The sequence below is a fragment of the Mesorhizobium sp. P2_F7 genome (assembly GCF_056403695.1).
The window spans coordinates 15,743-35,690 of sequence record NZ_JBFUFA010000008.1 but is presented as its reverse complement, the minus strand read 5'-3'; the positions used below and the strand labels follow the sequence as shown (position 1 = coordinate 35,690).

General features: G+C 58.1%; 24 protein-coding genes. 10 read left to right on the top strand and 14 right to left on the bottom strand.

What is annotated here, in order from left to right:
- Window positions 1-219: 219 nt before the first annotated feature.
- Together AC1DZ8_RS23460 and AC1DZ8_RS23455 are read left to right on the top strand one after the other, a co-directional pair.
- Window positions 220-2,151 (top strand): hybrid sensor histidine kinase/response regulator, encoded by a 1,932-nt coding sequence (locus tag AC1DZ8_RS23460; protein ID WP_477401750.1) that lies wholly within the window; start codon window positions 220-222, stop codon window positions 2,149-2,151.
- Window positions 2,152-2,288: 137 nt separating this feature from the next.
- Window positions 2,289-3,689 (top strand): phospholipase D family protein, encoded by a 1,401-nt coding sequence (locus AC1DZ8_RS23455; protein WP_477401703.1) that lies wholly within the window; start codon window positions 2,289-2,291, stop codon window positions 3,687-3,689.
- Between the two features lie 62 nt (window positions 3,690-3,751).
- Here AC1DZ8_RS23455 and AC1DZ8_RS23450 read toward each other — a convergent pair whose 3' ends face one another.
- The 3 genes from AC1DZ8_RS23450 to AC1DZ8_RS23440 form a co-directional block, all read right to left on the bottom strand.
- Entirely contained in the window at window positions 3,752-4,729 is a 978-nt protein-coding gene (locus tag AC1DZ8_RS23450) for an SDR family oxidoreductase (protein ID WP_477309496.1), read from the bottom strand.
- Window positions 4,730-4,952: 223 nt separating this feature from the next.
- Window positions 4,953-6,923, bottom strand: coding sequence for a sensor histidine kinase (locus tag AC1DZ8_RS23445; RefSeq protein WP_477401701.1), 1,971 nt, complete (start codon window positions 6,921-6,923; stop codon window positions 4,953-4,955).
- Window positions 6,924-7,046: 123 nt separating this feature from the next.
- Window positions 7,047-7,424: a response regulator gene (locus AC1DZ8_RS23440; RefSeq protein WP_477309494.1), complete on the bottom strand. Its 378-nt coding sequence runs from the start codon at window positions 7,422-7,424 to the stop codon at window positions 7,047-7,049.
- A gap of 991 nt (window positions 7,425-8,415) precedes the next feature.
- Here AC1DZ8_RS23440 and AC1DZ8_RS23435 point away from each other — a divergent pair.
- The 5 genes from AC1DZ8_RS23435 to AC1DZ8_RS23415 are packed head-to-tail and all read left to right on the top strand — an operon-like array spanning window position 8,416 to window position 11,204.
- Window positions 8,416-8,934: a hypothetical protein gene (locus AC1DZ8_RS23435; RefSeq protein ID WP_477309493.1), complete on the top strand. Its 519-nt coding sequence runs from the start codon at window positions 8,416-8,418 to the stop codon at window positions 8,932-8,934.
- A gap of 17 nt (window positions 8,935-8,951) precedes the next feature.
- Entirely contained in the window at window positions 8,952-9,362 is a 411-nt protein-coding gene (locus AC1DZ8_RS23430; protein ID WP_477309492.1) for a phage holin family protein, read from the top strand.
- Window positions 9,346-10,005 (top strand): hypothetical protein, encoded by a 660-nt coding sequence (locus AC1DZ8_RS23425; protein ID WP_477309491.1) that lies wholly within the window; start codon window positions 9,346-9,348, stop codon window positions 10,003-10,005. The genes AC1DZ8_RS23430 and AC1DZ8_RS23425 overlap by 17 nt, the downstream gene beginning before the upstream one ends.
- Window positions 10,006-10,047: 42 nt before the next feature.
- Window positions 10,048-10,560 (top strand): DUF6894 family protein, encoded by a 513-nt coding sequence (locus AC1DZ8_RS23420; protein ID WP_477309490.1) that lies wholly within the window; start codon window positions 10,048-10,050, stop codon window positions 10,558-10,560.
- A 26-nt stretch (window positions 10,561-10,586) separates the two neighbouring features.
- Window positions 10,587-11,204: a cysteine hydrolase family protein gene (locus AC1DZ8_RS23415; RefSeq protein ID WP_477309489.1), complete on the top strand. Its 618-nt coding sequence runs from the start codon at window positions 10,587-10,589 to the stop codon at window positions 11,202-11,204.
- Between the two features lie 87 nt (window positions 11,205-11,291).
- On the opposite strand, the gene AC1DZ8_RS23410 is transcribed toward AC1DZ8_RS23415, so the two are convergent.
- The 7 genes from AC1DZ8_RS23410 to AC1DZ8_RS23380 all read right to left on the bottom strand — a co-directional run bounded on the left by AC1DZ8_RS23410 (window position 11,292) and on the right by AC1DZ8_RS23380 (window position 15,529).
- Entirely contained in the window at window positions 11,292-11,588 is a 297-nt protein-coding gene (locus AC1DZ8_RS23410; protein WP_477309488.1) for a hypothetical protein, read from the bottom strand.
- A 75-nt stretch (window positions 11,589-11,663) separates the two neighbouring features.
- The gene (locus AC1DZ8_RS23405; RefSeq protein ID WP_477309487.1) at window positions 11,664-12,653 is read right to left on the bottom strand and encodes a YihY/virulence factor BrkB family protein; all 990 of its coding nucleotides are present in this window, start codon (window positions 12,651-12,653) and stop codon (window positions 11,664-11,666) included.
- Between the two features lie 118 nt (window positions 12,654-12,771).
- Window positions 12,772-13,245: a VOC family protein gene (locus tag AC1DZ8_RS23400; RefSeq protein WP_477309486.1), complete on the bottom strand. Its 474-nt coding sequence runs from the start codon at window positions 13,243-13,245 to the stop codon at window positions 12,772-12,774.
- 305 nt (window positions 13,246-13,550) lie between these two features.
- Window positions 13,551-13,769 carry a hypothetical protein gene (locus AC1DZ8_RS23395; RefSeq protein WP_477309485.1) on the bottom strand — a complete coding sequence of 73 codons (219 nt, stop codon included), beginning with the start codon at window positions 13,767-13,769 and terminating at the stop codon, window positions 13,551-13,553.
- A 4-nt stretch (window positions 13,770-13,773) separates the two neighbouring features.
- On the bottom strand, window positions 13,774-13,962 hold the full coding sequence (locus AC1DZ8_RS23390) for a DUF3606 domain-containing protein (protein ID WP_477309497.1): 189 nt from the start codon (window positions 13,960-13,962) through the stop codon (window positions 13,774-13,776).
- Between the two features lie 778 nt (window positions 13,963-14,740).
- A complete protein-coding gene (locus AC1DZ8_RS23385; protein ID WP_477309484.1) occupies window positions 14,741-15,052 on the bottom strand; it encodes a hypothetical protein in 312 nt (103 codons plus the stop codon).
- Window positions 15,053-15,226: 174 nt separating this feature from the next.
- Window positions 15,227-15,529, bottom strand: a complete 303-nt coding sequence (locus tag AC1DZ8_RS23380; protein WP_477309483.1) for a hypothetical protein — start codon at window positions 15,527-15,529, stop codon at window positions 15,227-15,229.
- A gap of 403 nt (window positions 15,530-15,932) precedes the next feature.
- On the opposite strand from AC1DZ8_RS23380, the gene AC1DZ8_RS23375 reads away from it, so the two are divergent.
- The 3 genes from AC1DZ8_RS23375 (at window position 15,933) to AC1DZ8_RS23365 (ending at window position 16,850) form a co-directional block, all read left to right on the top strand.
- Entirely contained in the window at window positions 15,933-16,238 is a 306-nt protein-coding gene (locus AC1DZ8_RS23375) for a hypothetical protein (protein ID WP_477309482.1), read from the top strand.
- 262 nt (window positions 16,239-16,500) lie between these two features.
- The gene (locus AC1DZ8_RS23370) at window positions 16,501-16,722 is read left to right on the top strand and encodes a DUF768 domain-containing protein (protein ID WP_477309481.1); all 222 of its coding nucleotides are present in this window, start codon (window positions 16,501-16,503) and stop codon (window positions 16,720-16,722) included.
- Window positions 16,719-16,850: a hypothetical protein gene (locus AC1DZ8_RS23365; protein WP_477309480.1), complete on the top strand. Its 132-nt coding sequence runs from the start codon at window positions 16,719-16,721 to the stop codon at window positions 16,848-16,850. Before AC1DZ8_RS23370 ends, AC1DZ8_RS23365 begins: the two co-directional genes overlap by 4 nt.
- A 109-nt stretch (window positions 16,851-16,959) precedes the next feature.
- Here the strand turns inward: AC1DZ8_RS23365 and AC1DZ8_RS23360 are convergent, their stop codons facing one another.
- The 4 genes from AC1DZ8_RS23360 to AC1DZ8_RS23345 form a co-directional block, all read right to left on the bottom strand.
- Window positions 16,960-18,462, bottom strand: coding sequence for a winged helix-turn-helix domain-containing tetratricopeptide repeat protein (locus AC1DZ8_RS23360; RefSeq protein ID WP_477309479.1), 1,503 nt, complete (start codon window positions 18,460-18,462; stop codon window positions 16,960-16,962).
- A 99-nt stretch (window positions 18,463-18,561) separates the two neighbouring features.
- Window positions 18,562-18,747: a hypothetical protein gene (locus tag AC1DZ8_RS23355; protein WP_477309478.1), complete on the bottom strand. Its 186-nt coding sequence runs from the start codon at window positions 18,745-18,747 to the stop codon at window positions 18,562-18,564.
- Between the two features lie 19 nt (window positions 18,748-18,766).
- The gene (locus tag AC1DZ8_RS23350; protein ID WP_477401698.1) at window positions 18,767-19,477 is read right to left on the bottom strand and encodes an SOS response-associated peptidase; all 711 of its coding nucleotides are present in this window, start codon (window positions 19,475-19,477) and stop codon (window positions 18,767-18,769) included.
- 9 nt (window positions 19,478-19,486) lie between these two features.
- Window positions 19,487-19,768: a hypothetical protein gene (locus AC1DZ8_RS23345; RefSeq protein ID WP_477309476.1), complete on the bottom strand. Its 282-nt coding sequence runs from the start codon at window positions 19,766-19,768 to the stop codon at window positions 19,487-19,489.
- Window positions 19,769-19,948: the final 180 nt, after the last annotated feature.

Genomic DNA, 19,948 nt, shown 5'->3' with positions numbered 1-19,948 from the left:
GCAGCACTCGCCATATCCTCGCTGGATCCCACCAAAACGCCCCCCAATATCGAACCGGACAAAACGACGGAACTTGATTTTGGTTGCGCGCAGCCCAGACTTTCTGTTGAGGCCCTTGGCCCGAAGACCGACCAGGGTTTCAGGTGGCCGGGTCTTTAACGGAACCAAGGCTTTGAACTGGCGTTTCTACTTGTTACGGGAGCAGTGACTTTGCAAAAATTGTCAATCAAGCAGCCGACCTCTTCGCTTCCGGTTGAGGACAGATATCGCGTGCTGATTGATTCCATCACCGACTATGCGGTGTACCTCCTCGATGCAGACGGCACTGTAAGCAGCTGGAGCCCAGGCGCGCAAAAATCCATGGGTTACAGCGCAGTTGAGATTATCGGCCAACATTTCTCGGTCTTCTATAAGCCGGGGGACCGGGACGCAGGATTGCCCGCGCTTGCACTGAAAACGGCTGCGTCCGAAGGCCGGTTTGAGGCCGAAGGGTGGCGGCTACGCAAGGACGGAACGGAGTTCTGGACGCACGTGGTAATCGATCCCGTGCGTGGTGCTGACGGCACTGTGGTGGGATTTGCGAATATCACTCGAGACCTGACGGAACGACAGAGCGCTCAACAGGCTTTGAAAAGCAGTGAAGAACAGTTCCGGATATTGGTCCAAAGCGTGGCCGACTATGCCATTTATATGTTGGATGTGAAGGGGTTTGTAACCAGCTGGAACCTGGGTGCCGAGCGGATCAAGGGGTACAAGGCAGACGAAATTCTAGGCGAACATTTCTCGCGCTTTTATCTTGAGGCCGACCGAAAAGCAGGGCTTCCGGAAGAGAGCCTTGCGGTCGCCGCCAAAGAAGGTCGTTTCGAGCGCGAAGCCTGGCGTTTGCGCAAGGACGGAACGACGTTTCTCGCTCATGTGATAATTGATGCAATCCGAAATGACGGCGGGGAACTGATTGGCTTTGCCAAAATCACCCGCGATGTGACCGAACGCAGCAAGGCTCAGAAAGAGCTGGAGCAAACCCGCGAACAGCTTTTTCAAATCCAAAAAGTGGAAGCCATAGGTCAGCTGACCGGTGGGGTCGCGCACGACTTCAACAACCTTCTGATGGTGATCCAGAGCAGCCTCTCAATGATACGCAGGCGTCTCACCAATGATCCGAAACTGGTGTCCCTCCTGGACAACGCTTTGCAGGCTGCGGAAAGGGGCTCATCGCTGACCCAGCGAATGTTGGCGTTTGCACGCCGCCAAGACCTTGATCAACAAACGGTCTCCATTCCCGAACTGGTGCTCGGGATGACCAATATGCTTGAAAGGGCTATCGGTCCGACTATCCCTGTTTTGACCCAATTTCCCTTGTCGCTGCCCAGCACTGTCACTGACCCCAACCAGCTAGAGTCGGTGCTGTTGAACCTCGCAGTCAATGCCCGAGATGCGATGCCCTCCGGAGGTTCGCTTGTTCTTAGCGCTGAGGCTGAGGAGTTGGATGCTTTCAATAGTCACAAGCTTAAAGCAGGTCGCTACGTCCGTTTGTCGGTGAAGGACGTAGGCCAAGGCATGGACGCGGAAACGCTCTCCCGGGCGACCGAGCCCTTCTTTACAACCAAAGGCGTCGGCAAGGGGACTGGTTTGGGTCTTGCAATGGCGCAGGGATTTGCCGAGCAGTCAGGAGGCCGGCTCAAGGTTCACAGTCAACTCGGCGCCGGGACCACGGTGGAGATTTGGCTGCCCGCCGCTACCTCATCGCAGTCTCAGGCCGAGAAGGTTGAGATGCCCGCGATGAAGAGGCCGAACCGGGAAGCGATATCAATCCTAGCTGTTGATGATGATCCTCTTGTTCTCATGAACACGGTCGCAATGCTCGAGGATCTCGGTCATAAAGTTTTGGAGGCAGGGTCAGCGACCCGGGCGCTGGAAATCCTGAAGAGCGAACCGAAGCTGGATTTGCTCATCACCGATCATGCCATGCCCGGGATGACGGGTGCTGACCTGATCGACATCGTTAGAACCGAGCGCCCAGACCTTCCCGCAATTCTTGCCACGGGTTATGCCGAACTTCCGTCTGGCACACAGACAAGTGCGACCCGTCTGGCCAAGCCCTTTTTTGATGAAGACTTGGAAAAGGCAATGGACATCGCCCTTCGGCGATGATGTCGCGATGTCGTCAGTCATCCCACTTCAACGCACTGTCAGACGGTTGGATATGCAACCAGAATTGCACTGACGGGTTCTTGCTATGATTTTGAGCATGGCCGGCTGCGACCGCCGTCCGAAGGTGGCCAATTTTCATGGACGTATCGGTTTCTCAAATCGCAGACGACAACATCAAGGCCGGCAAGAGCGGCTTGCTTCTTGTCTCGGACAATTATGACGCTTTCGCTGTGCGCGTGCTAGCGGCACGGAGTGCGGTGCGCACCCTAGACCTGATGTATTACCTTTGGCACGATGACCACACCGGTCGCTTGCTCTTGCAAGAGGTTTTTCGAGCCGCCGAGCGCGGCGTGCGGGTGCGCATGCTCCTTGACGACGTCAATCCGCGCAAAAACGATGCTGCCTATCTGGCGCTGAACAATCATCCAAACATCGAACTGAAGTTGTTCAATCCAAGCGGAATCAGGAGCGGCCGGATCATGCGTGGTGTCGAAGTGCTGTTGCGGCTCTTTGCACTGACAAGACGTATGCACAACAAGGCTTGGATCGCCGACGACAGGTTTGCCATTGTCGGCGGACGGAATGTTGGCGACGCCTATTTCGATGCGGCAGAGACCAATTTCCGCGACCTCGACATGCTGCTCCTGGGGCCTGCCGTACAGCAAACTCAAGAGATATTTGATGCCTTCTGGGCATGCGAGGAATCCAAGCCGATCAAGACACTTGGTTCAGCGACGGAGCATGAGCAGGTCAAACGGTTTGAAGTGAACGAGTCCGAAACCGAGTCAAAATTCTTGAACGGCATAGGGGAGCGAGGCTCTGTCGTAGAATTTATCGCGGCGAGTAACGACGTTCACTGGGTGGAAGGCGTGCGGGTCATTTCCGATCCGCCAGAGAAGGTTCGTGGCTGGAGACGTCGCAGCTGGCTTATGAAAGAGCTGCGTCCCATCATTCAATCGACGCGCGAATGTCTGGAAATTGTGTCGCCCTATTTCATCCCCGGCAAAAGAGGCACAGCGATGTTGCTGGACCTTGTCGGCACTGGTGTTGACGTTTCGGTTCTGACCAATTCCCTGGCCGCCACAGACGTCGCCGCGGTCCATGGCGCCTACGCAAACTATCGCAAGCGGCTGCTAAGGAACGGCGTCAAACTTTTCGAGCTTCAACCATTCAGCCGTCAGCCGTCAATTTCGGTGTTTGGTTCAAAAGGCGCCAGTCTGCATACGAAAGCTTTCACCGTTGACGACAGGATCGGCTTCGTCGGCTCCTTCAATTTCGATCCGCGGTCGGTGTCTCTAAATTCGGAAATGGGCGTGCTCTTTGAAGATGCGGGATTGGTTGCTGAGTTGCGGGATCGATTCCAGTCAGAGATATCTCCAGAAGCGAGCTACCGGCTCGAACTGAAGCACAATGTCTTGCACTGGCACGGCTGCGACGAAGGCAAGCTGCAGGACTATACGCACGAACCAGAAGCTAGATTCTTTCGCCGTATCCTTGCTGCCTTGGTCCGCCATCTTCCGATCGAATCTCAGCTCTAAGCTGGCAGCGCAAGATTATGACGCCGGGCTCGTCCTCAAGCGTCGCAGTGGCGATTGACCGCTCAATATCCACCCACAATCGGAAGGATTTCGCCGGTGATGTAACTCGAGCATTGCGGCGAGGCCAGGAACACATAGGCCGGCGCGATCTCTTCAGGCTGCGCCGGGCGCTTCATCGGCGTCTTGGCGCCGAATTGCGAGACATCCGCCGCCTGCTTGTCGGACGGGTTGAGCGGTGTCCAGACCGGCCCCGGCGCCACCGCGTTGACCCGGATGCCCTTGGCTATCAGGTTGCCCGACAGCGCGCGTGTGAAGGCGTGGATGCCGCCCTTGGTCATCGAATAGTCGACCAGCTCTTTCGAGCCCTCTATGCCGGTGACCGAACCGGTGTTGACGATGGCCGAGCCCGGCTTCATGTGCGCCACTGATTCCTGGGCCATGTGGAAATAGCCGTAGAGATTGGTCTTCAGTGTGGCGTCGAAATGCTCCTCGGTGAGGTCGGCGAAGTCGGCTGAATGAACCTGGAAGGCGGCGTTGTTGACCAGCACGTCGAGCTTGCCGAGTTGCTTCACCGTGCTCTCGACCGCGCGTCGGCAGAAGGCGCGGCTGCCGACATCGCCGCGCAGCGCCAGGCAGCGCCGGCCCTCGGCCTCGACCGCCTGCTTGGTCACTTCGGCATCCCGGTCTTCGCTGAGATAGACGATGGCGACGTCGGCGCCTTCGCGTGCAAACAGCACTGCCACGGCGCGGCCGATGCCGGAATCGCCGCCGGTGATGAGCGCCACCTTGCCGTCGAGTTTCTTCGAGCCCTGCCAGAACGGCGCGTCGTAGAGCGGCGCCGGTTTGACCTGCGCTTCCTCGCCCGGCTTGGGATGATGCTGCTTGGGAAAAGGCGGCTCGGGATAGGGGCGGGCGCCTGCCTGCATGGCGGCGTCAGGCTTGGCTTTCGCCTTCTTGCGGTCGTCGGCGTCCACCTTGCGCTGCACGCTGCGCTGCTTCCCCGTTGTCTTCGACGTGTCGGTTTTCGTTTTCGTCAACATGGATTGCCTCCTTTGTTGGAGGGACAACGCATGTGGGGCAAAAAGGTTTTCGTCGGGAGCTAGTGGGACGATATCGGCAAGAGCGCTACACTTTTTAGCGGGACCGAAGTGTATCGGCGCCGCTTCTTCCGGATACGCAACGAGCACGACCAGATGCGACTGCATCCGAGTGATACAAGCTGGAACAATTAAATGGCGGGCGAGGGGATCCCTCGCGCTGGGCTCAAGACGCGTAATCAGGGCCCCTAGGTTCTCCCAGGTCAACCTCAAAAACGCAAACGAGACCGGTCGGCTCGAACGTGATTGTGACGGTCCCTGCAGATTTTGGCCCGAGAAGCCTCTCAAGCATTCGTGTACCGAATCCTTTGCGCTCGATTGCCGCGACAGGAGGGCCGTCCAGCTCGCGCCATTCTATTCGAACGTGCTTCCTCTGCTCTTGCCGGCTTGTTACCCAGGAGATCGAGACGGTTCCCTCCTTGCACGAAAGTGCTCCGTATTTGATTGCGTTGGTGGCCAGTTCATGGAAACCCAATGATAGGGACAACGCCAGAGCGGGGGAAAGCCAGACCTCGTCCCCTACGATTTGCAAGCGCTCCGTATTGGCATGCGGTGAAAGTGCCGCCGCGACGACATCCTTCAGATCGGCCCCGCTCCAATTCTCTTGCGTCAGGATATCGTGTGCCTTGGCAAGAGAGACAAGCCTGCTTGCGAGCGAGCGCCCCGCCTCTGGCAAACTCGTGGCATTGCGCAGGGTTTGGCTGGCGATGGACTGAACAACTGCCAAGGTGTTTTTGACACGGTGATTGAGCTCGTTGACAAGAAGCCGGCGCTGTTCTTCGCCCTGCTTACGTGCGGTTATGTCGAGGCTGACCTGCACCGCACCGATGACCTTGCCAGAGGTGCCGCGGATGGGGCGGGCACTCGACAGAAGTGTCCGTTGAACGCCGTTCGGAAGAATATAGGAAAATTCCTGATTGTCTGTCTGCTCGCCGCGCATCGCCTTGCTGAGCGGCCGATCTTCGCGGCTCACAGTATGCCCATCCTGCAAAGCGATCGTGTCGATGACCAAATCAGTCGTACCGAAGGATTTGCGACTGTCGGTAGGCAAGCCCATGAGTTCCGCGGCGAAGCGATTGCGTATCACTTGGCGTGCTTGTGGATCATATGTGAACCAGACCGCCGCAGGAGCAGTCTCCAGGACAGCTTCCAGCTCGAACTCGCGTTCGGCAAGCGCGCGCTCCGCGGCGACAAGTGCGTCAGCAACCACTGCAAACTCTGAGACTGCGGTGGACATGGCGGTGACCGGTCGGCCTTGGCCCAACGCATCAGCGCGGCTAGCCAGATCGCGTGCCGCCTTGGCGAAGCCGTTCCCGACAACGTAGGCGAGTGCGGACGAGATCAGCATCGCCACAAGGGCGAGCGCAGCAATCGCAGCAAGAGATCGCCAAAGGGGCGCCTGGACTACAGAGAGCGGAACATTTGCCGTGTAGAACCAGTTGGAAGCTCCGGAACGGTAGTAGCCGGCAAGCAGTGTCATGCCCTGAAAGTTTCGGGAGGTGAACGTGCCCGAGCGGCCGGCGACCTTCTCAAGATACTCTGGCAAGCCCGGCTTACCGGTCATCTCCTCGTGGAGTGTTGATCGTGCCACATAGGCGCCCTCGCGGTCGCCAACGCCGATCGTCCAACCTTTGGGCACCGCCGGCATCATGACGTCGCGAATGTGGGCGGTGGGGACCGAGACGGCGAGAAGCCATTCTTCGCCTCTGGGGCCACGCACAGGGATCGCGACGGCAATCCGATATTCTCCAGAGGCGGCATAGACGCTGCTGACGATCGGCAGTTTGGATTTGACCTTGGCGATTTCCGATGTCGACAACGCTGTGACGGGCGGCAAAGCGGCGCCGAAGGGCAACTGAGTATTGATCAACTGGTTGCGGCCCAAGTCGCGCAGCAAGATGACTCGATCCGTACCCAGCACCAGGCGAGTGGCTTCCTTGTGCAGCGTCATCAGGTCGCCCCCAGACATAGAGGATGACTTGGACAGGCCTTCGACCACTGTGGCGAGGTTTGTAATCTCGCCTTCGACCACGAGTGATATCTGGCGCGCGACCTGCAGTGCCTCACCCTCGAAACGCGACCGCTCGTTCAAGGCGTATTGGGCGAGGAGGTAAGCGGCAAAGAGCCAGACAGGCACAACGGCCGCCGTTATTAGGCTTAGTAGATACAATCGAGCTGACAGACGAGGCAACTTCCATCCCCACATTGTTCAGGCCGCCAACCATGCTGAGACTAGGCAAGTGCTATCTAGAAAATGAAACTATTTATCCTCGTCCTTAGAAGGGAGGGCTAAGGAAATTGCATTCGCGAGCTGGTGCGGTTCAAAGGGCTTTTGAAGTGTAGTGACTTCTTTAAAGCGCTCGTCCAGCCCACGCAGTCCGTATCCAGTGGCGAAAACGAACGGGATACCTCGCTCCTGTAAAAGCTGGGCCACGGGAAAGGATTGTTCATTCGCCAAATTGACGTCCAGGACGGCAAGATCGAAACTTTCGTCCAGGGCCATCTTTAGCGCAGCGTCAAGGCGCATAGCCGGGCCGAGAAGCTCAAATCCCAGATCCGCCAGCATGTCTTCGAGCAGCATGGCGACAAGTATTTCGTCCTCAACAACGAGGACTCTGAGGCGCCGTTTGTCAGCCAAATGCCACCGCCTTCAATCCCAGGAGCAATGACATCCTAGCGGGCGGAAAGCATGACGATAATGATCATCGGAATGAGATCCGTACGACGCGACGCCAATCTAGACTCCCCCATTATACCCCTCCCACAAATTTGTTAGCGCCCGCTAATAATTCGCAGAAGAATCATTCGTTCCCTCGCAGAGTCCAGTGCAGGGTCCGCAGCGCGCGATTAAGATCCCGCTTTGCGGGGCTCCCCTTTGAGGGGATCAGTTTCAATCCATTGGCGGAAAACCCGCAGACAGATCCTTCCCCGAAAATGGACGGCAAAGCTGCACGCTAGCCATTTGATCTCTTCCTTGCGGCGGCGGGATTCTGGCCAGTTGCAGCCGTGGTCTGGGCATCCTTCGAGTGTGCAGCTATTGCTGGACCTGCGCCCGTAGCCTTACGCATGTCGCCACTCTTCTCTTTCTCGGCCGGCTTTTTGCCACGAAGGCCAGAGAAATATTTTGCGAACAAGCCCATCTTTTCCTCCCTAACATCACCTGCTCAATGGCAGTCTTCTTTGTAGGGAATTGGCTGGACGGTCTTTTGTTCCTTAGCGCAAACGAATGGATGTGGGGAGCTTGATGTCCGCACCGGACAACCCAGGCGTTGAGCATCTGCAGTCGCTTTTGTCGTCTCCTCCCGGCCTGACCTTTGAGATCTTACTTGCGTCGTGAAGTTCCACTCGGACCCGCGGTGCACGGCGCCAACGGCTCATGGGCCGAGCTGGTGGACGAGGTCAGCCTTCTAGTAGGCCCCGCGATTGAACGGTGAGCGGCAGGCCAGAGATGCATCGAGTTCCGAGAACTCGTCCAGCAAAAGCTGCGAGGCTCCGAGCAACGGGCATGTCTGTATGGCGGCCGGTGCGGACGCAATAGCGGCAGGAATATTCGTTTCCGCCAGGGAACTGGTTGCTGTTGGTCGAGTTCAATTCACAACATCAACTCGCGACAACAGGAGTGAAAAATCGTGAACACGCCAATCACCAACGACCTCAGCGGGTCCTCTAATGAGAATGAATGGCAGGACGAGACCGATACCGGCCGGACCGGCAAAAGCAAGGAAGCGCTCAGTAAATTGAAGTCGAGCGCGGCCGAAACTGCAACCCACCTCAAAACCGCCGCTGCGTCGGTTTCGACTGACGCGAAAAATTATGCCGGCTCGGTGGCATCAGATGCTGCTGGGGCGTTCAAGGAAGCGGTGGAGTCGAACAAGACCGCCGGCGCCGACGCGATCGCCAACATTGCCCATTCCGTCAAGGACGCCGCTGATGGGATCGAGAAGCAATCACCTCAGGTTGCTGGCATGGTCCGCACCGCCGCCGAAGGCGTGGAACGGATCTCATCGGATATCAGGGACCGAAACGTCGGTGAATTGCTGGATTCCGTTACCAAGTTCGCCCAGCGCCAGCCTGCGGCCTTTTTCGGCGTAGGCATCCTGGCCGGGGTGGTTCTCACCCGCATCATGCGAAGCTCCGATCGGTCCTGAAAGGAGGAGCACTCCAAATGGATGATGGTTCCGATCGCCGCTCCTTGGGGAGTGTGTTGAGCGAAGGGTTGAGCCAGTTCGCTTCGCTGATGCGGCTCGATCTTCGTCTTCTCCAGGCGGAGATGAAGGTCAAGACGTCGACGATCGTCTCGTCAGGAGCATGCGGAATCGCTGCATTGGCGCTCTTTGTCCTGGCAGCCTTTGCCCTGGTCCAGTTCCTGATCCTCGCGATGATCCAGTTCGGCGTAAATCCGATGGTCGCTTGTCTGGTCGTCGGTGCTTTGCTGGGGGTGGGCGGAGTGCTGTTGCTCTATCTTGCCAAGCGAACGCTTGCCGGATGGACCATCACACCGGTCGAGACCGTCAACCAGGTGCGCACTGACATCGCAGCATTAAAACAGGGGATGCGTTTTGGCTCAACTCAATAAAGAGATGCGAGAGATCATGTTGCAAAGCCGAACAGAGCGCCAGGCTTTGTTTGAGCCGGTCAGAGAAATAAGCCGGCGGCTGCAGCCCCGAAATCTGGTCGATGCGTCGACCCGATACGCGAAGCAGAAGGTTGGGAAGGTCCTTGGCGGTGTGTCCGACGCTGTGAAGGATAACGGCGGCACGGCCGCAGCGGTCGCGTTGGGCGCAGTTGCCGTGTTCGACGCGGGCAGGCGAAGTGCCCGGGTCGCAGCAGGCGCCGACAATGAGGCTGTCGACTTGGTTGCCGGCGCCGCGCATTCGGACGCAGCGTCAATTCGATACGAAGCCCATACGCACAAGGCGGTGACAAACTTGACGCGGGCGAAGGTGCTCGCTGGATCTGCGGGAGGGCTGTTGATCGGCCACATTATTGGCAAGGCGTTTGAGCCCACGGCAAAAGAGCGCGACCTGTTCGGCCAGGCTGGGGCTGAAGCCCGCGATGCAGCGGACGCGTTTCTCGCTGAGCATGTGCATGGTGCGAAACTAGCCGCCGCGCAGGCCTTCGGGTTTGCCAGATACGCGGCTGCATTCCTAGCAGTATTGGCCACTGCCAGCGACTATATCGGCCGCGCTGACGAGCACGACGATGAGCTCAATCGCTGATCGGCCGCAAGCCTGAGTCACCAAACAATTGAAGGATTTCCCATGCAGATTGTTGGTATCAACATTGGACCGGCCGCCGCGTCCTCAGGCCTGCCTCTAATCCGTGTGGTGTTTGAGGGCGAGGGCGGGGAATCTATCGCCGTAGAAATGGCGCGAGGCGAAGACGCTGGTGACGCTCTCGGAGCGATCGACCGTGCAAAAGCACTGCTTGTCCAGACCGCAGCCTTCGAGATGCCTGTCGAGAGGAAAGATGTATCGGATAGTTCTGCGAAACTCGACGACGTCCAAACTAGGGAGGGCAATATTTACATGTTCGAATATCGCGATGGGGACCAGGCCCGTCAGGTTCCCCCTGCCGTGATGCCAAGTTTTGAGGCCGCTCGCGCAGAAGCAATTCGTTGCGCGATCGACATGCTGGTCGATCTGCAACCCGGCGATGACGACCTGACTGGATGGCTGGTACGAATGCGCGATCCCGCCGGCAACGAGCTTTGCACGATCGACGTCGCCCAGGCCGAAGCCGCCCGGCAGGCCAATGACAACACGCCGCTTTGAGGCGAATTGGCAATTGTTGGTGAGGGATGATGGCAGCTCGCGGTCTTGTACACGGCCCTCTCAGCCAAGCGTCGGTTCACGTCTGTGTCGATATGCAAGGGCTTTTTGGCGCTGCGGGCCCGTGGAATATACCATGGGCCAAACATGTGCTGCCCGCCATCGAGGAACTTGTTAGCCGGCATGCGGAGCGCACCATCTTCACACGTTTCATTCCCGTCTCACGACCGGGCGAGGGTATGGGCATGTGGGTTCACTATTACCGACGCTGGGCCGAAGCCACACTCGAAAATATTGATCCGGCGCTGGTGGAGCTCATGCCCGAACTGGCGCGCTTCGTGCCGCCGGCGAAGGTAATCGACAAGGCCGTCTATTCGCCCTGGACGGAAGGCCGGCTCGATGCACTATTCAACGGCATGGAGGTGGATACGCTAGTTGTCACGGGCGGAGAAACAGACGTCTGTGTTCTGGCCACGGTACTAGGTGCGGTTGACCGCGGTTTCCGTGTCATTCTGGTTTCCGATGCCATCTGCAGCTCGGCCGACCAGACTCACGACGCTCTTATGGAAGTCTATCGCTCACGGTTCAGCGAGCAGCTTGAAACCGTCACCCTGAAGGATGTCCTCGAAAACTGGCAGTCGAGCTAGATCGTCGCATCGCCGTCTATCTTGCCGGACACGCGGGGTGTTGAGGGTTCAAGACGATCGCCTGAGCACGTCGGATATTTGGCCAGTTCAGCCGGATCGCATCACACCTGGCTCTTCGAGAGGGGACTCGATAATCCCATCTAAAGAGGCGTTCGGGTCGACAGGCAGCACATCGGAAAAATTGACGGTGGCGACCAGATATCCGGCTTCATCGTAGGCCCTGGTAATTGAGCCCGATTGCTCGGTGCCAGACCCAGGGTCCGCCACGATTGCTGCGCGCGCCTTTTCGATCGCTCTCGGACTGGCCATGTCCGCGCTGGCGAGCTCTTCCTCGAAAGCGGTGGTCTGGCCAGATGTTGTCGTCTCAAAGCGAAACTTCGGCATGAGAAACCTCCTGTTCCTATGCAATGCCCATGTCCGGGTTGCGTTCCAAGGGAACAGAGTGGATGGGAAATGCAGCTAGGATCGCCGCGATCGCAATAGCCTTGCCGCCACGATGGTCAGCACGCCGGTGATCACAATCCACGCCTGTACCTCGCGTTGGTGAATTGTCCCGAGGTTCGATACCTGCTTCGGCGGAGCCTTCTCCGCATGCACTATCCCTTGAAGGTCGGACCGACTGCCGAGACGGACCGAATAGGCTCGCGTGATTTCGGCGCCGAGCAAGAAGATCTCCGAGGAATAGTAAACCCAGAGCAGCACGACCAGGAGCGCGCCCGCTGCGCCATAGGAGGATGCGATCGCACTGGTTCCGATGTACCAGCCGATCAGCGACTTGCCGACGGTGAAGAGCAAAGCGGTCACCACCGCACCAATTCCGACATCGCGCCACTCGAGGGAGCGGTCCGGGAGAATTTTGAAGATCGCGGCAAACAAAGCGGAAATCAGGACGAATGAAACAATGCCGTTTATCGATGCGAGGATGAATGTACCGAACGGCAGATGGTCATTGATAACAGCGCCAAGGGCGGAAATCGCGGTGCTCGCCGCCAATGAGACAAGCAGTAAAAATCCCAACGCTGCAACCAGGCCAAGGCTGGCAGCCCGCGCCCGAACCAGTCGCGACAAGGACATGGCGGGGGGCTCAATCTTCCAGATCTTGTTAAGCGAAACCTGCATTTCGCCAAACACCCCTGAGGCTGTGACGACGAGGGTGACGATGCCTATCAGCGTTGCAAGAGTGCCAGATGTTCTACGAGAAGCGCTTTCGATGGTCGTGCGCAGAAGGTCCCCGGTTTGCGTACCCATCACGCCTGCAATTTCGGCCGACAAGGCAAGTTGAGCTGCTTCATGCCCGAAGACGAGTCCGGCAATCGCAACCACGATCAATAAGATCGGCGCCAGAGACGTCACAGCATAGAACGCCATCGCCGCACCATGGCTAAGTGCATTGTCGTTGATAAATCCGACGATGCTATCCTTGCCAAGAAACCAGGCTTCGCGTGCCACTCGCATTGGAACTCTTTGCCTGCATGAGGAACTAGTGCTGTGTGCTAGGAAAACGAGCCCGCCGCCACGTAGCTGGAACGTGCACATATGGCAGATTGGCGCCCGACGCGATGCTGCCTCAGCCGCGCCGCGCCGCGTCGATCACTGCGACGTCAATTTTCTTCATGTCCATCATCGCGTCAAACGCGCGCTTGGCTTCGGCGCCACCGGCCGCTATCGCCTCCGTCAGGGTGCGCGGTGTAATTTGCCAGGACACGCCCCACTTGTCTTTACACCAGCCGCAGGCGCTTTCCTGGCCGCCATTGCCAACGATGGCGTTCCAGTAACGGTCGGTCTCATTCTGACCGTCGGTGGCGATCTGGAACGAGAAGGCTTCGCTCTGTTTGAACGCCGAGCCGCCGTTGAGACCGATACAAGGCACGCCAGCGACGGTAAATTCGACCGTCAAGACGTCACCCTTCTTCCCGGACGGAAAGTCACTTGGCGCACGATGGATCGCACCCACTGCACTATCAGGAAACGTCTCGGCGTAGAATCGAGCCGCAGCTTCGGCGTCCTTGTCGTACCAAAGGCAAATTGTATTTTTTTGCATCGCTTGGTCCTTCCGATCTCAAGCCAGTTGCACATCAGCGCCTTCCGGGCTGGCAATCTAGGATTTGATACTCGTGGCAGGCGGCTTGGCTCTCCCCTCTCTCAAATCCTTGAAGCGAAGATATGCTGCCGCCGCATAATCGCACCGCGCACGGGAGGGTCCGTTGCTATGCAAAATAACCTCGGCCATCTCCCGGGACAGGCCGTGCTTCTCGGCGAAAAAATTCAACTCGTAAGGGCAGATGTCCGAATCGGGGTCAGCGCTGGTCGTTGGTTTTGCCATCGCACCTCCTTCCTGCCAGCTCGTCATTTGGCAAAGTCGGCAGGTTGCTGCTCCTGGTCCAGGCTGAATTCGTGGACGCTTCCTCCCTCGTCCACGACTCTGAACCAGTGCTCTTGCAACGCCCGTGGCGAAATCACCTTTCCTGTCACTGCCTCGACGGCCGCTAGCGCATCTTCTGCATCTGCATCGCGTGAGGTGACAACTTCATCGCCGTAGAGCTCGTCCACTTGATATCGCGCCATGCCTTCACCTGTTGCCGAGCTGTTTGGCTTCACGCTCCAAGGTTCCACGGTCGTTCCCGTGTTTCTCGATCAGCTCTCGAACCTGGGGGATTGAAAGGCCAAACTTGCTTGCGAAATAACCAACCTCGTATTCCTGGTCGCCGCTGACTTGAGTGCGATCCTGGTAGCCAGTGTTATTCTTGTCGTCTGTCATCATTTGAAACAGCCTCCACAACGCCATCGCTTCTTCGAACGTGCTTGATCGTGATTGGTTTCAACGGCATGCGAATTGTCGGTTTCGGAGCACTCTGAACGTGCAACCGTTGGCGCCCCCCGCGTTAGAAAGGTCGAACCAGCAGGCAACAACTGGTCGCTCAGTGGACCCCTGGGGAGCGACGAGCGCGTTTGCAACCCAACCCTCCTCCGTACGTTAGCCTACGCCGGATAGATTCCCGGCTACTCCAGACCGAGTTGCCCGCTGGCTTTTCATGCCGGCGGGCCTTTTGCTTTGTGATCCGGAACGTCTTTCCACCGAGATTGTTGTGGCTCATCCAGCCCGTGCTCCCTCAGCGCGTTCTGGGGACCAAGATGTCTTCCATCCTGGTCGGCCCGCGCAGCCTTGACCGTCGGCGCGGGCCATCCCATCACCGACTACAGTGTCGGGCACCCTGGGGCCCGACGTTGGAATACGCCGTAAGGTGTAGTTGCCCACAATGTGAGCTTGCCTGCGACGAGAATTCAAACCCCTCGTCAGCCTTTGATGACATTTACGCCCGCTGGCTCGGCCGCGGGCTTTTTCTTATGGCTGACGGAACGTCCGAAGGATCAGCGTAGTTGGCTTAATGCAGTGGAGAGGAACGGCTTTCCCGTCCACTGTAGATCGGACCTCCGTGGACGATCGGAGTCCCGCTGCCGTCTAACCCCTCAAGGTCCGGCAGCGGGGCTTTTTCATCTCGACAAGGCGCGCGGAAAAGCTCGCTCGAGTTTTTCTATCATTGATCGTTCAGTTCGCCGAAACCGCATGCTTTGCAGCGGTACGCATGGTTCGGCTCCTGTTCGGGACGGAGCATCCTGATAGTGCCGCGTTCGACCCAACAGATTGGGCAAGAGAAATTGCCTCCGTAATGTGGCTTGTACATTTTCAGGCGTCCATCGGCGAGATCAGCAGCCTTGAGCCGTTCGGACATCTCAGCCAGGTTTTTATATACCTCGGCGATTTGGCTTCGCAGAGGTTCCCTGTCTTTCACTTGTGCGAGCGCTTGTTCTTTCGCGCGAAGAGTGAGTCTTTTGGCAAACCGCTCCATCGGCTCGGCGCCGTGTCGCTTGCCCGGGATGGGCGGGCGGGGGTCTGATAGCTTTGTCATGGCTATCGAACAACTTATCAGTCGATTGAAATGTTCCCGAACTAATTTAGTGAGTGCTAATTGAATCCGCTCGGCGTCGGGCGGCGCTTTTTGCCCTACGTTCTGATCACCCGACTAAGCAGGCTTCTGCCGCAGCGGCTCTGTGTCTTTCGGCCGGCGGTACTTCGTCACCATCTGGACCGTGGCGGCATCGACTGTCAGGCGTCCCAGCGCCTGGACGGTGACCCGGCCTAATTCCTCGTCAACATGAACGACTTCGCCCTCAAGCCTGATTTTGTCGCCAGGCTTGGCCTTGGGATCGATTATCGAATAGGGAAAGTTTGCAGTCGGGATGTGCAGCGTGACCCGATCGTCGATCCGCTTGCCCACCGTGGCAATGATCGCCACCTCGTCACCGATATTGATCTCCTCCGCCATGCATAAGATTCTTGCACGGCCAACCGGTTAGTCAAGGGGTTGCTAATATATGCACGACAGCGAGCCTCTAGAGCTACTCTTTCCTCGTCACCAAGATAGGCAAGCACGCAACCGGAATCCGGTGACTCTGGCCGGAACGTTTCGAGTAGTGCCCAGCGCCAACGTCCCCGAGGCCCATTCCTCCAAGTCGTCCATCTTTCGAACATGATCGTCAGGATTGGGGAATTAAGTTCTGAGGAGCGAGTATCCGCTCCGCCGCTCCGGGGAACGGTTATGCGCAATCAAGCGGGAGGACGATAGAACTATTCTAATTTTTGTATAGAATCCGGAACTTTCATCCAAACCTCTCGTTTGCTCCATGATCGTTGCTTTGACGGTCTACAAGCAACCGGAGGATAACATCATGAACATCAAGATGATCTGTTTTGGCGCGATGACACTTTCGATGGTCGCGGGCTCTGCGCTTGCCGCCGGCGGGACCGGAACGTCGGCCCTCGACGATCCGGCAAAGATGCAGCCCTTCTACACCGACAACACGATGAAGACGATGGTCGGCAACGACGACTTCGTGAAGGCGTGGAAGGCGCTGTCGCCGGATGATCAGACGGCGATGATGGCGGCCTGCGACGAGGAGGCCAAGAACGCCAACGCCGCCAACGGCCACCCTGAATTCTGCAGCAATGTGAAGGCCAATGGAGGCAGCAAGTAAGCTGGTCTTCCCATCAGTAGCGGCCCCGCCCGCGGGGCCGTTATTTATGTGAGCTTGCCAGCCGCGCTCTATCCGGCAGCAACGCCGGCAGCCGAGCGATTGGCCAGCACCCCATGCATTGCCGCTTACTAGCAGGAACACGCCGACGCTGGCCGGGATGGGTAGGACAAAGGGCTGTCAGCGCCGAGGAAGGAAGCCGAGATCGACGAGGCCCATCGAGCGACCCGCTGGAACCTTAGCGCTGGACCAAGCTTATGGCGATATGAGCACACGCGGGATCAACTTCCTCGATCGCTGGATCGCCAACAACGTTCCTGAGACCGCTAAGGCAGACGCAGTCTGGATGAGCGAGCTCACTCACGAGTTGTACGCCGACGCAAAGGCGTTGGGGATCAAGCGAGAAGAGATCGACGAAGAAGTTGACAGCCTGTATCGGACGCTTGTCGATGCCGTCGTGCACTTCGACCCAGGTGTTCCCGAATGAGCAAACCGGCCGTCATATTCTTAAACAAATGGATGGAAAAACACGATCTGTCCGACGCCGGCGCTCCGAGAGATCAATCGGTCGACAGCCTTTATCGCACGATCTTCGATGCTGGATGGCCAGAATGAGTGTTCGCGGAATGAGGTTGCTCGAAACTTGGGTGGCCGAGCAACGGACGAACGCCGCCGCGACGATCCTGGCGCAGTCACCGACCTTGCAAGGTCGTCTGGCATGCGTTCACGGGGGAAAACCGGCCTTTCTGAAACCCGACGTGAAAAGCTCGAGGCCGAGTTGGTCAGCGAACGGCAGACGTGAAATCAGCCGGACAGTCAGGTCGTGTTTCTTCGTCAGCGCTTCCTCGACCTCAGCGCGTGCCTTCTGCGTCTGGCCCAGATGTGCGTACGCGGCTGCGAGGAAGGCATGAATGAAGAATTGATCGCCGGCCTTTTGATACGAACCGACGGCTTCGGAGTACCTTCCAAGCAGGAAAAGGGAGCTGCCCTTCACTTCCCAGAACCACACCGGAGGTAACGGGTCGCGCAGGAGCGCCGTTTCGAGCACGTTCAGCGCCGTCTCGGCCCGCCCGCCGTAGTTGAGCCAGCTTGCGTAGTCCCCTGCTATGTTCACGTCCAGCGGGTTCAACGACCGCGCTTGCTCGAAATGCACGCCCGCATCGCTGTGCTGGCGCATATGCGTCAGCACCAGCCCCATGCTCTGGTGACAGACGCCATCGCTCCTGTCGAGAGCGAGCGCCGTTCGTGCCGATTCCCAGGCTTTCTGCAGCGTCCGCTGATCGTTGTCGTACCAAAATCGGCTAACAAGGGCCTGTGCGAGGAAAGCGTGGCCTTGGGCGAACGTCGAATCGAGCTCGACACACCGGACGAACAGAGGCTCGGCCTTGTCATTTTCATATCGGTGGAAGTGCGCGCGCCCCTGCAGGTAGTAGTCGTATGCATCCCAATCGGCCGGAGGCTTGCGCCTGGTTCGGCTTGCCGAATCGGCCTCCGCCTGGCCTTCGACCATCGAGGCGATGAGAGCCGCAACCTCGTCTTGCAATGCGAAGATATCGTCGAGGGCCCGGTCGTACCGTTGGGCCCACAGGTGGGTGCCGGTGGCGGCGTCAATCAACTGTGTGGTGATCCGAATACGATCACCGAGCTTTCGCATGCTGCCTTCGACGAGGTAGCGAACTCCGAGTTTGCGATGGACTTCGGCAATGTCCAATGCCGGATGGCGAAACTGAAAAGATGAATTGCGCGCGATGACAAGGAGGGAGCGGAACCTGGCCAGCTCCGTAATTATGTCCTCGGTTATGCCGTCGCTGAGATACTGCTGGTCCTGATCGCCACTCAAGTTGGTAAAAGGCAGCACCGCAATCGACGGCTTGCCGGACGGTGGTATCGGTCTTTGGGAGGCGCCCGCCACCGGCTCGACAGCCCCGGTGAAGCGGTAGCCGATGCGAGGCACCGTGGCGATCCACTCGCCACCGTTGTCAGCCGGACCGAGTGCCTTTCTTAGTGTCGCGATTTGGACGGTAAGGTTGCCTTCCTCAACGGCGGTGCCCGGCCAGGCAGCGTCCATCAGCTCGGCCTTGGTCACGATCTCACCGGGCCGTGCGGTAAGCGCAGCAAGCAGCGTCAGCCCACGATGCCCAACAGCCATCGGGATCTGCTCTTTAAGGAGCGTCCCGAGGTCGGGATCGAATACGAACGGACCAAAAGCGATGCGAGTCCCCTGCATGCGGGCATACTAGACGTTTCCGAAGCTTTCGGAACAGTTGGTAGTGCTGAATTCCTGGCGCGGTCACGTGCTCCAGCCGTGGGATCCTGATTTCGTCGCTCATCCGTAGCGCTTACCAAGAGACGGCGCTTTCAGGGCATCTAGTTGGCCCTGAAGGCGACTGTTGAGCACCATCATTTCTTTAAGCGCCTTTACCGCATCGCCCTTGTGAAGCGCGATGAACTTATCAGCGGCAGCCTGAAGAGCGCCTTCCTGGCGACTATCCAGCGTGACGATGTAGTCCATAGCCTCGATACTCCATCGGTTAGAACAGTGAGCCTTGTGCTGGCGTTGGCGCCTGTTGGGGGAACTTGATCTGCGTGGCGGGCTTTTCGACAATCATTAGGGCATCGTCCGGCGCGGTGAGCTGCAAGCGCTTCGCTTCCGACCAAGGCGCGGTCAGCCAAATCTCCACTTCTTCAGGCATCCTCAGGATGACCGGCATAGCCTTTTCGTGGATCGGTTTAATGAGGGCATTGGGCGCTGTCGTCATGAACCCGTAAACCTCGAAGTCGCCGGGACCGTCCTTGACCTTGCGAACGCCACGCCACGGCGTCCAGAGGCCGGCAAAAAAGAAGACCGGCCGATCTTCATTCAGAGCGAACCAGTAATTCCGCTGGATGCCGGTTTCCGGATCTTTGTCGCCGGGATTCGGTGACGGCTCTGCGAAGCTGGTTACCGGCACGACACATCGGTTCTCGACGCCTACATATTGCTGCCAGTGGCCGTATTGCGGATTGCGTATGTTCGTCRTGCCGTAATCGGCAGTACCTTTCACACGCTCGGCTGGCGTCGGCATTCCCCAAAGAAGATTGGCGGCCTCACGCTGCCCATCCAGCGCGTTACGGACCACCGGGCCGGGCCTGTTCGGATAGATGTCTATCGACGGCTCCAGGTTGCCCAGAATGTCACGCAGAGAGCCCGTGACCTGACGAATGGCCTCTTGAGACGTGGTGATGTTGTAGAGATTACACATGTCTTGCCTCTAGTGGCGAGCGCCGACGGCTCTCTTGCTTTCACGTAGACAGATATCAGTCTGATGGCGAATGGCGTCCGAAAGCGACAAAGCGAGATCGAGGTCTTCCGGATAGTTCGCCAAGCACCACATGGCCGTCAGTTCGGCGATAGCCGCTTTCTGGCTGACATCGGACAGGCCGCGCATTTGCCTTGCCATTTTGTTGACCGCCCGGTGAATGGCAGGGCGCTCTCGCTTTATCGTGGCGTAAAGCTCGGGCTGTTCGGATTCGGTGGCGATGATGGGTTCCATGGCTCTGTCTCCATTTTGCCGACAGTGAACAAAACGAGAACTAAAGAGTCAAGAGTCTCTTGACCAAGAGGAACATGTTCCTCATTTCAGAGGCATGCCGGAGCAACCAGAAAAGTGGCCGAAGGGCGTCCCATGGACGTTATTGCATGCCCACGACGCCGGGCAGGTAGCACGCATCCG

What these genes read in the sequence shown, in the direction of transcription:
- AC1DZ8_RS23365 (WP_477309480.1), top strand. Translation starts at nt 16,719, where the DNA reads ATGAGCAAACCGGCCGTCATATTCTTAAACAAATGGATGGAAAAACAC.
- AC1DZ8_RS23450 (WP_477309496.1), bottom strand. Translation starts at nt 4,729, where the DNA reads ATGTTGACGAAAACGAAAACCGACACGTCGAAGACAACGGGGAAGCAG.
- AC1DZ8_RS23380 (WP_477309483.1), bottom strand. Translation starts at nt 15,529, where the DNA reads ATGGCGGAGGAGATCAATATCGGTGACGAGGTGGCGATCATTGCCACG.
- AC1DZ8_RS23400 (WP_477309486.1), bottom strand. Translation starts at nt 13,245, where the DNA reads ATGCAAAAAAATACAATTTGCCTTTGGTACGACAAGGACGCCGAAGCT.
- AC1DZ8_RS23360 (WP_477309479.1), bottom strand. Translation starts at nt 18,462, where the DNA reads ATGCAGGGGACTCGCATCGCTTTTGGTCCGTTCGTATTCGATCCCGAC.
- AC1DZ8_RS23345 (WP_477309476.1), bottom strand. Translation starts at nt 19,768, where the DNA reads ATGGAACCCATCATCGCCACCGAATCCGAACAGCCCGAGCTTTACGCC.
- AC1DZ8_RS23385 (WP_477309484.1), bottom strand. Translation starts at nt 15,052, where the DNA reads ATGGAGCGGTTTGCCAAAAGACTCACTCTTCGCGCGAAAGAACAAGCG.
- AC1DZ8_RS23420 (WP_477309490.1), top strand. Translation starts at nt 10,048, where the DNA reads ATGCAGATTGTTGGTATCAACATTGGACCGGCCGCCGCGTCCTCAGGC.
- AC1DZ8_RS23375 (WP_477309482.1), top strand. Translation starts at nt 15,933, where the DNA reads ATGAACATCAAGATGATCTGTTTTGGCGCGATGACACTTTCGATGGTC.
- AC1DZ8_RS23430 (WP_477309492.1), top strand. Translation starts at nt 8,952, where the DNA reads ATGGATGATGGTTCCGATCGCCGCTCCTTGGGGAGTGTGTTGAGCGAA.
- AC1DZ8_RS23355 (WP_477309478.1), bottom strand. Translation starts at nt 18,747, where the DNA reads ATGGACTACATCGTCACGCTGGATAGTCGCCAGGAAGGCGCTCTTCAG.
- AC1DZ8_RS23455 (WP_477401703.1), top strand. Translation starts at nt 2,289, where the DNA reads ATGGACGTATCGGTTTCTCAAATCGCAGACGACAACATCAAGGCCGGC.
- AC1DZ8_RS23395 (WP_477309485.1), bottom strand. Translation starts at nt 13,769, where the DNA reads ATGGCGCGATATCAAGTGGACGAGCTCTACGGCGATGAAGTTGTCACC.
- AC1DZ8_RS23415 (WP_477309489.1), top strand. Translation starts at nt 10,587, where the DNA reads ATGATGGCAGCTCGCGGTCTTGTACACGGCCCTCTCAGCCAAGCGTCG.
- AC1DZ8_RS23410 (WP_477309488.1), bottom strand. Translation starts at nt 11,588, where the DNA reads ATGCCGAAGTTTCGCTTTGAGACGACAACATCTGGCCAGACCACCGCT.
- AC1DZ8_RS23370 (WP_477309481.1), top strand. Translation starts at nt 16,501, where the DNA reads ATGAGCACACGCGGGATCAACTTCCTCGATCGCTGGATCGCCAACAAC.
- AC1DZ8_RS23390 (WP_477309497.1), bottom strand. Translation starts at nt 13,962, where the DNA reads ATGACAGACGACAAGAATAACACTGGCTACCAGGATCGCACTCAAGTC.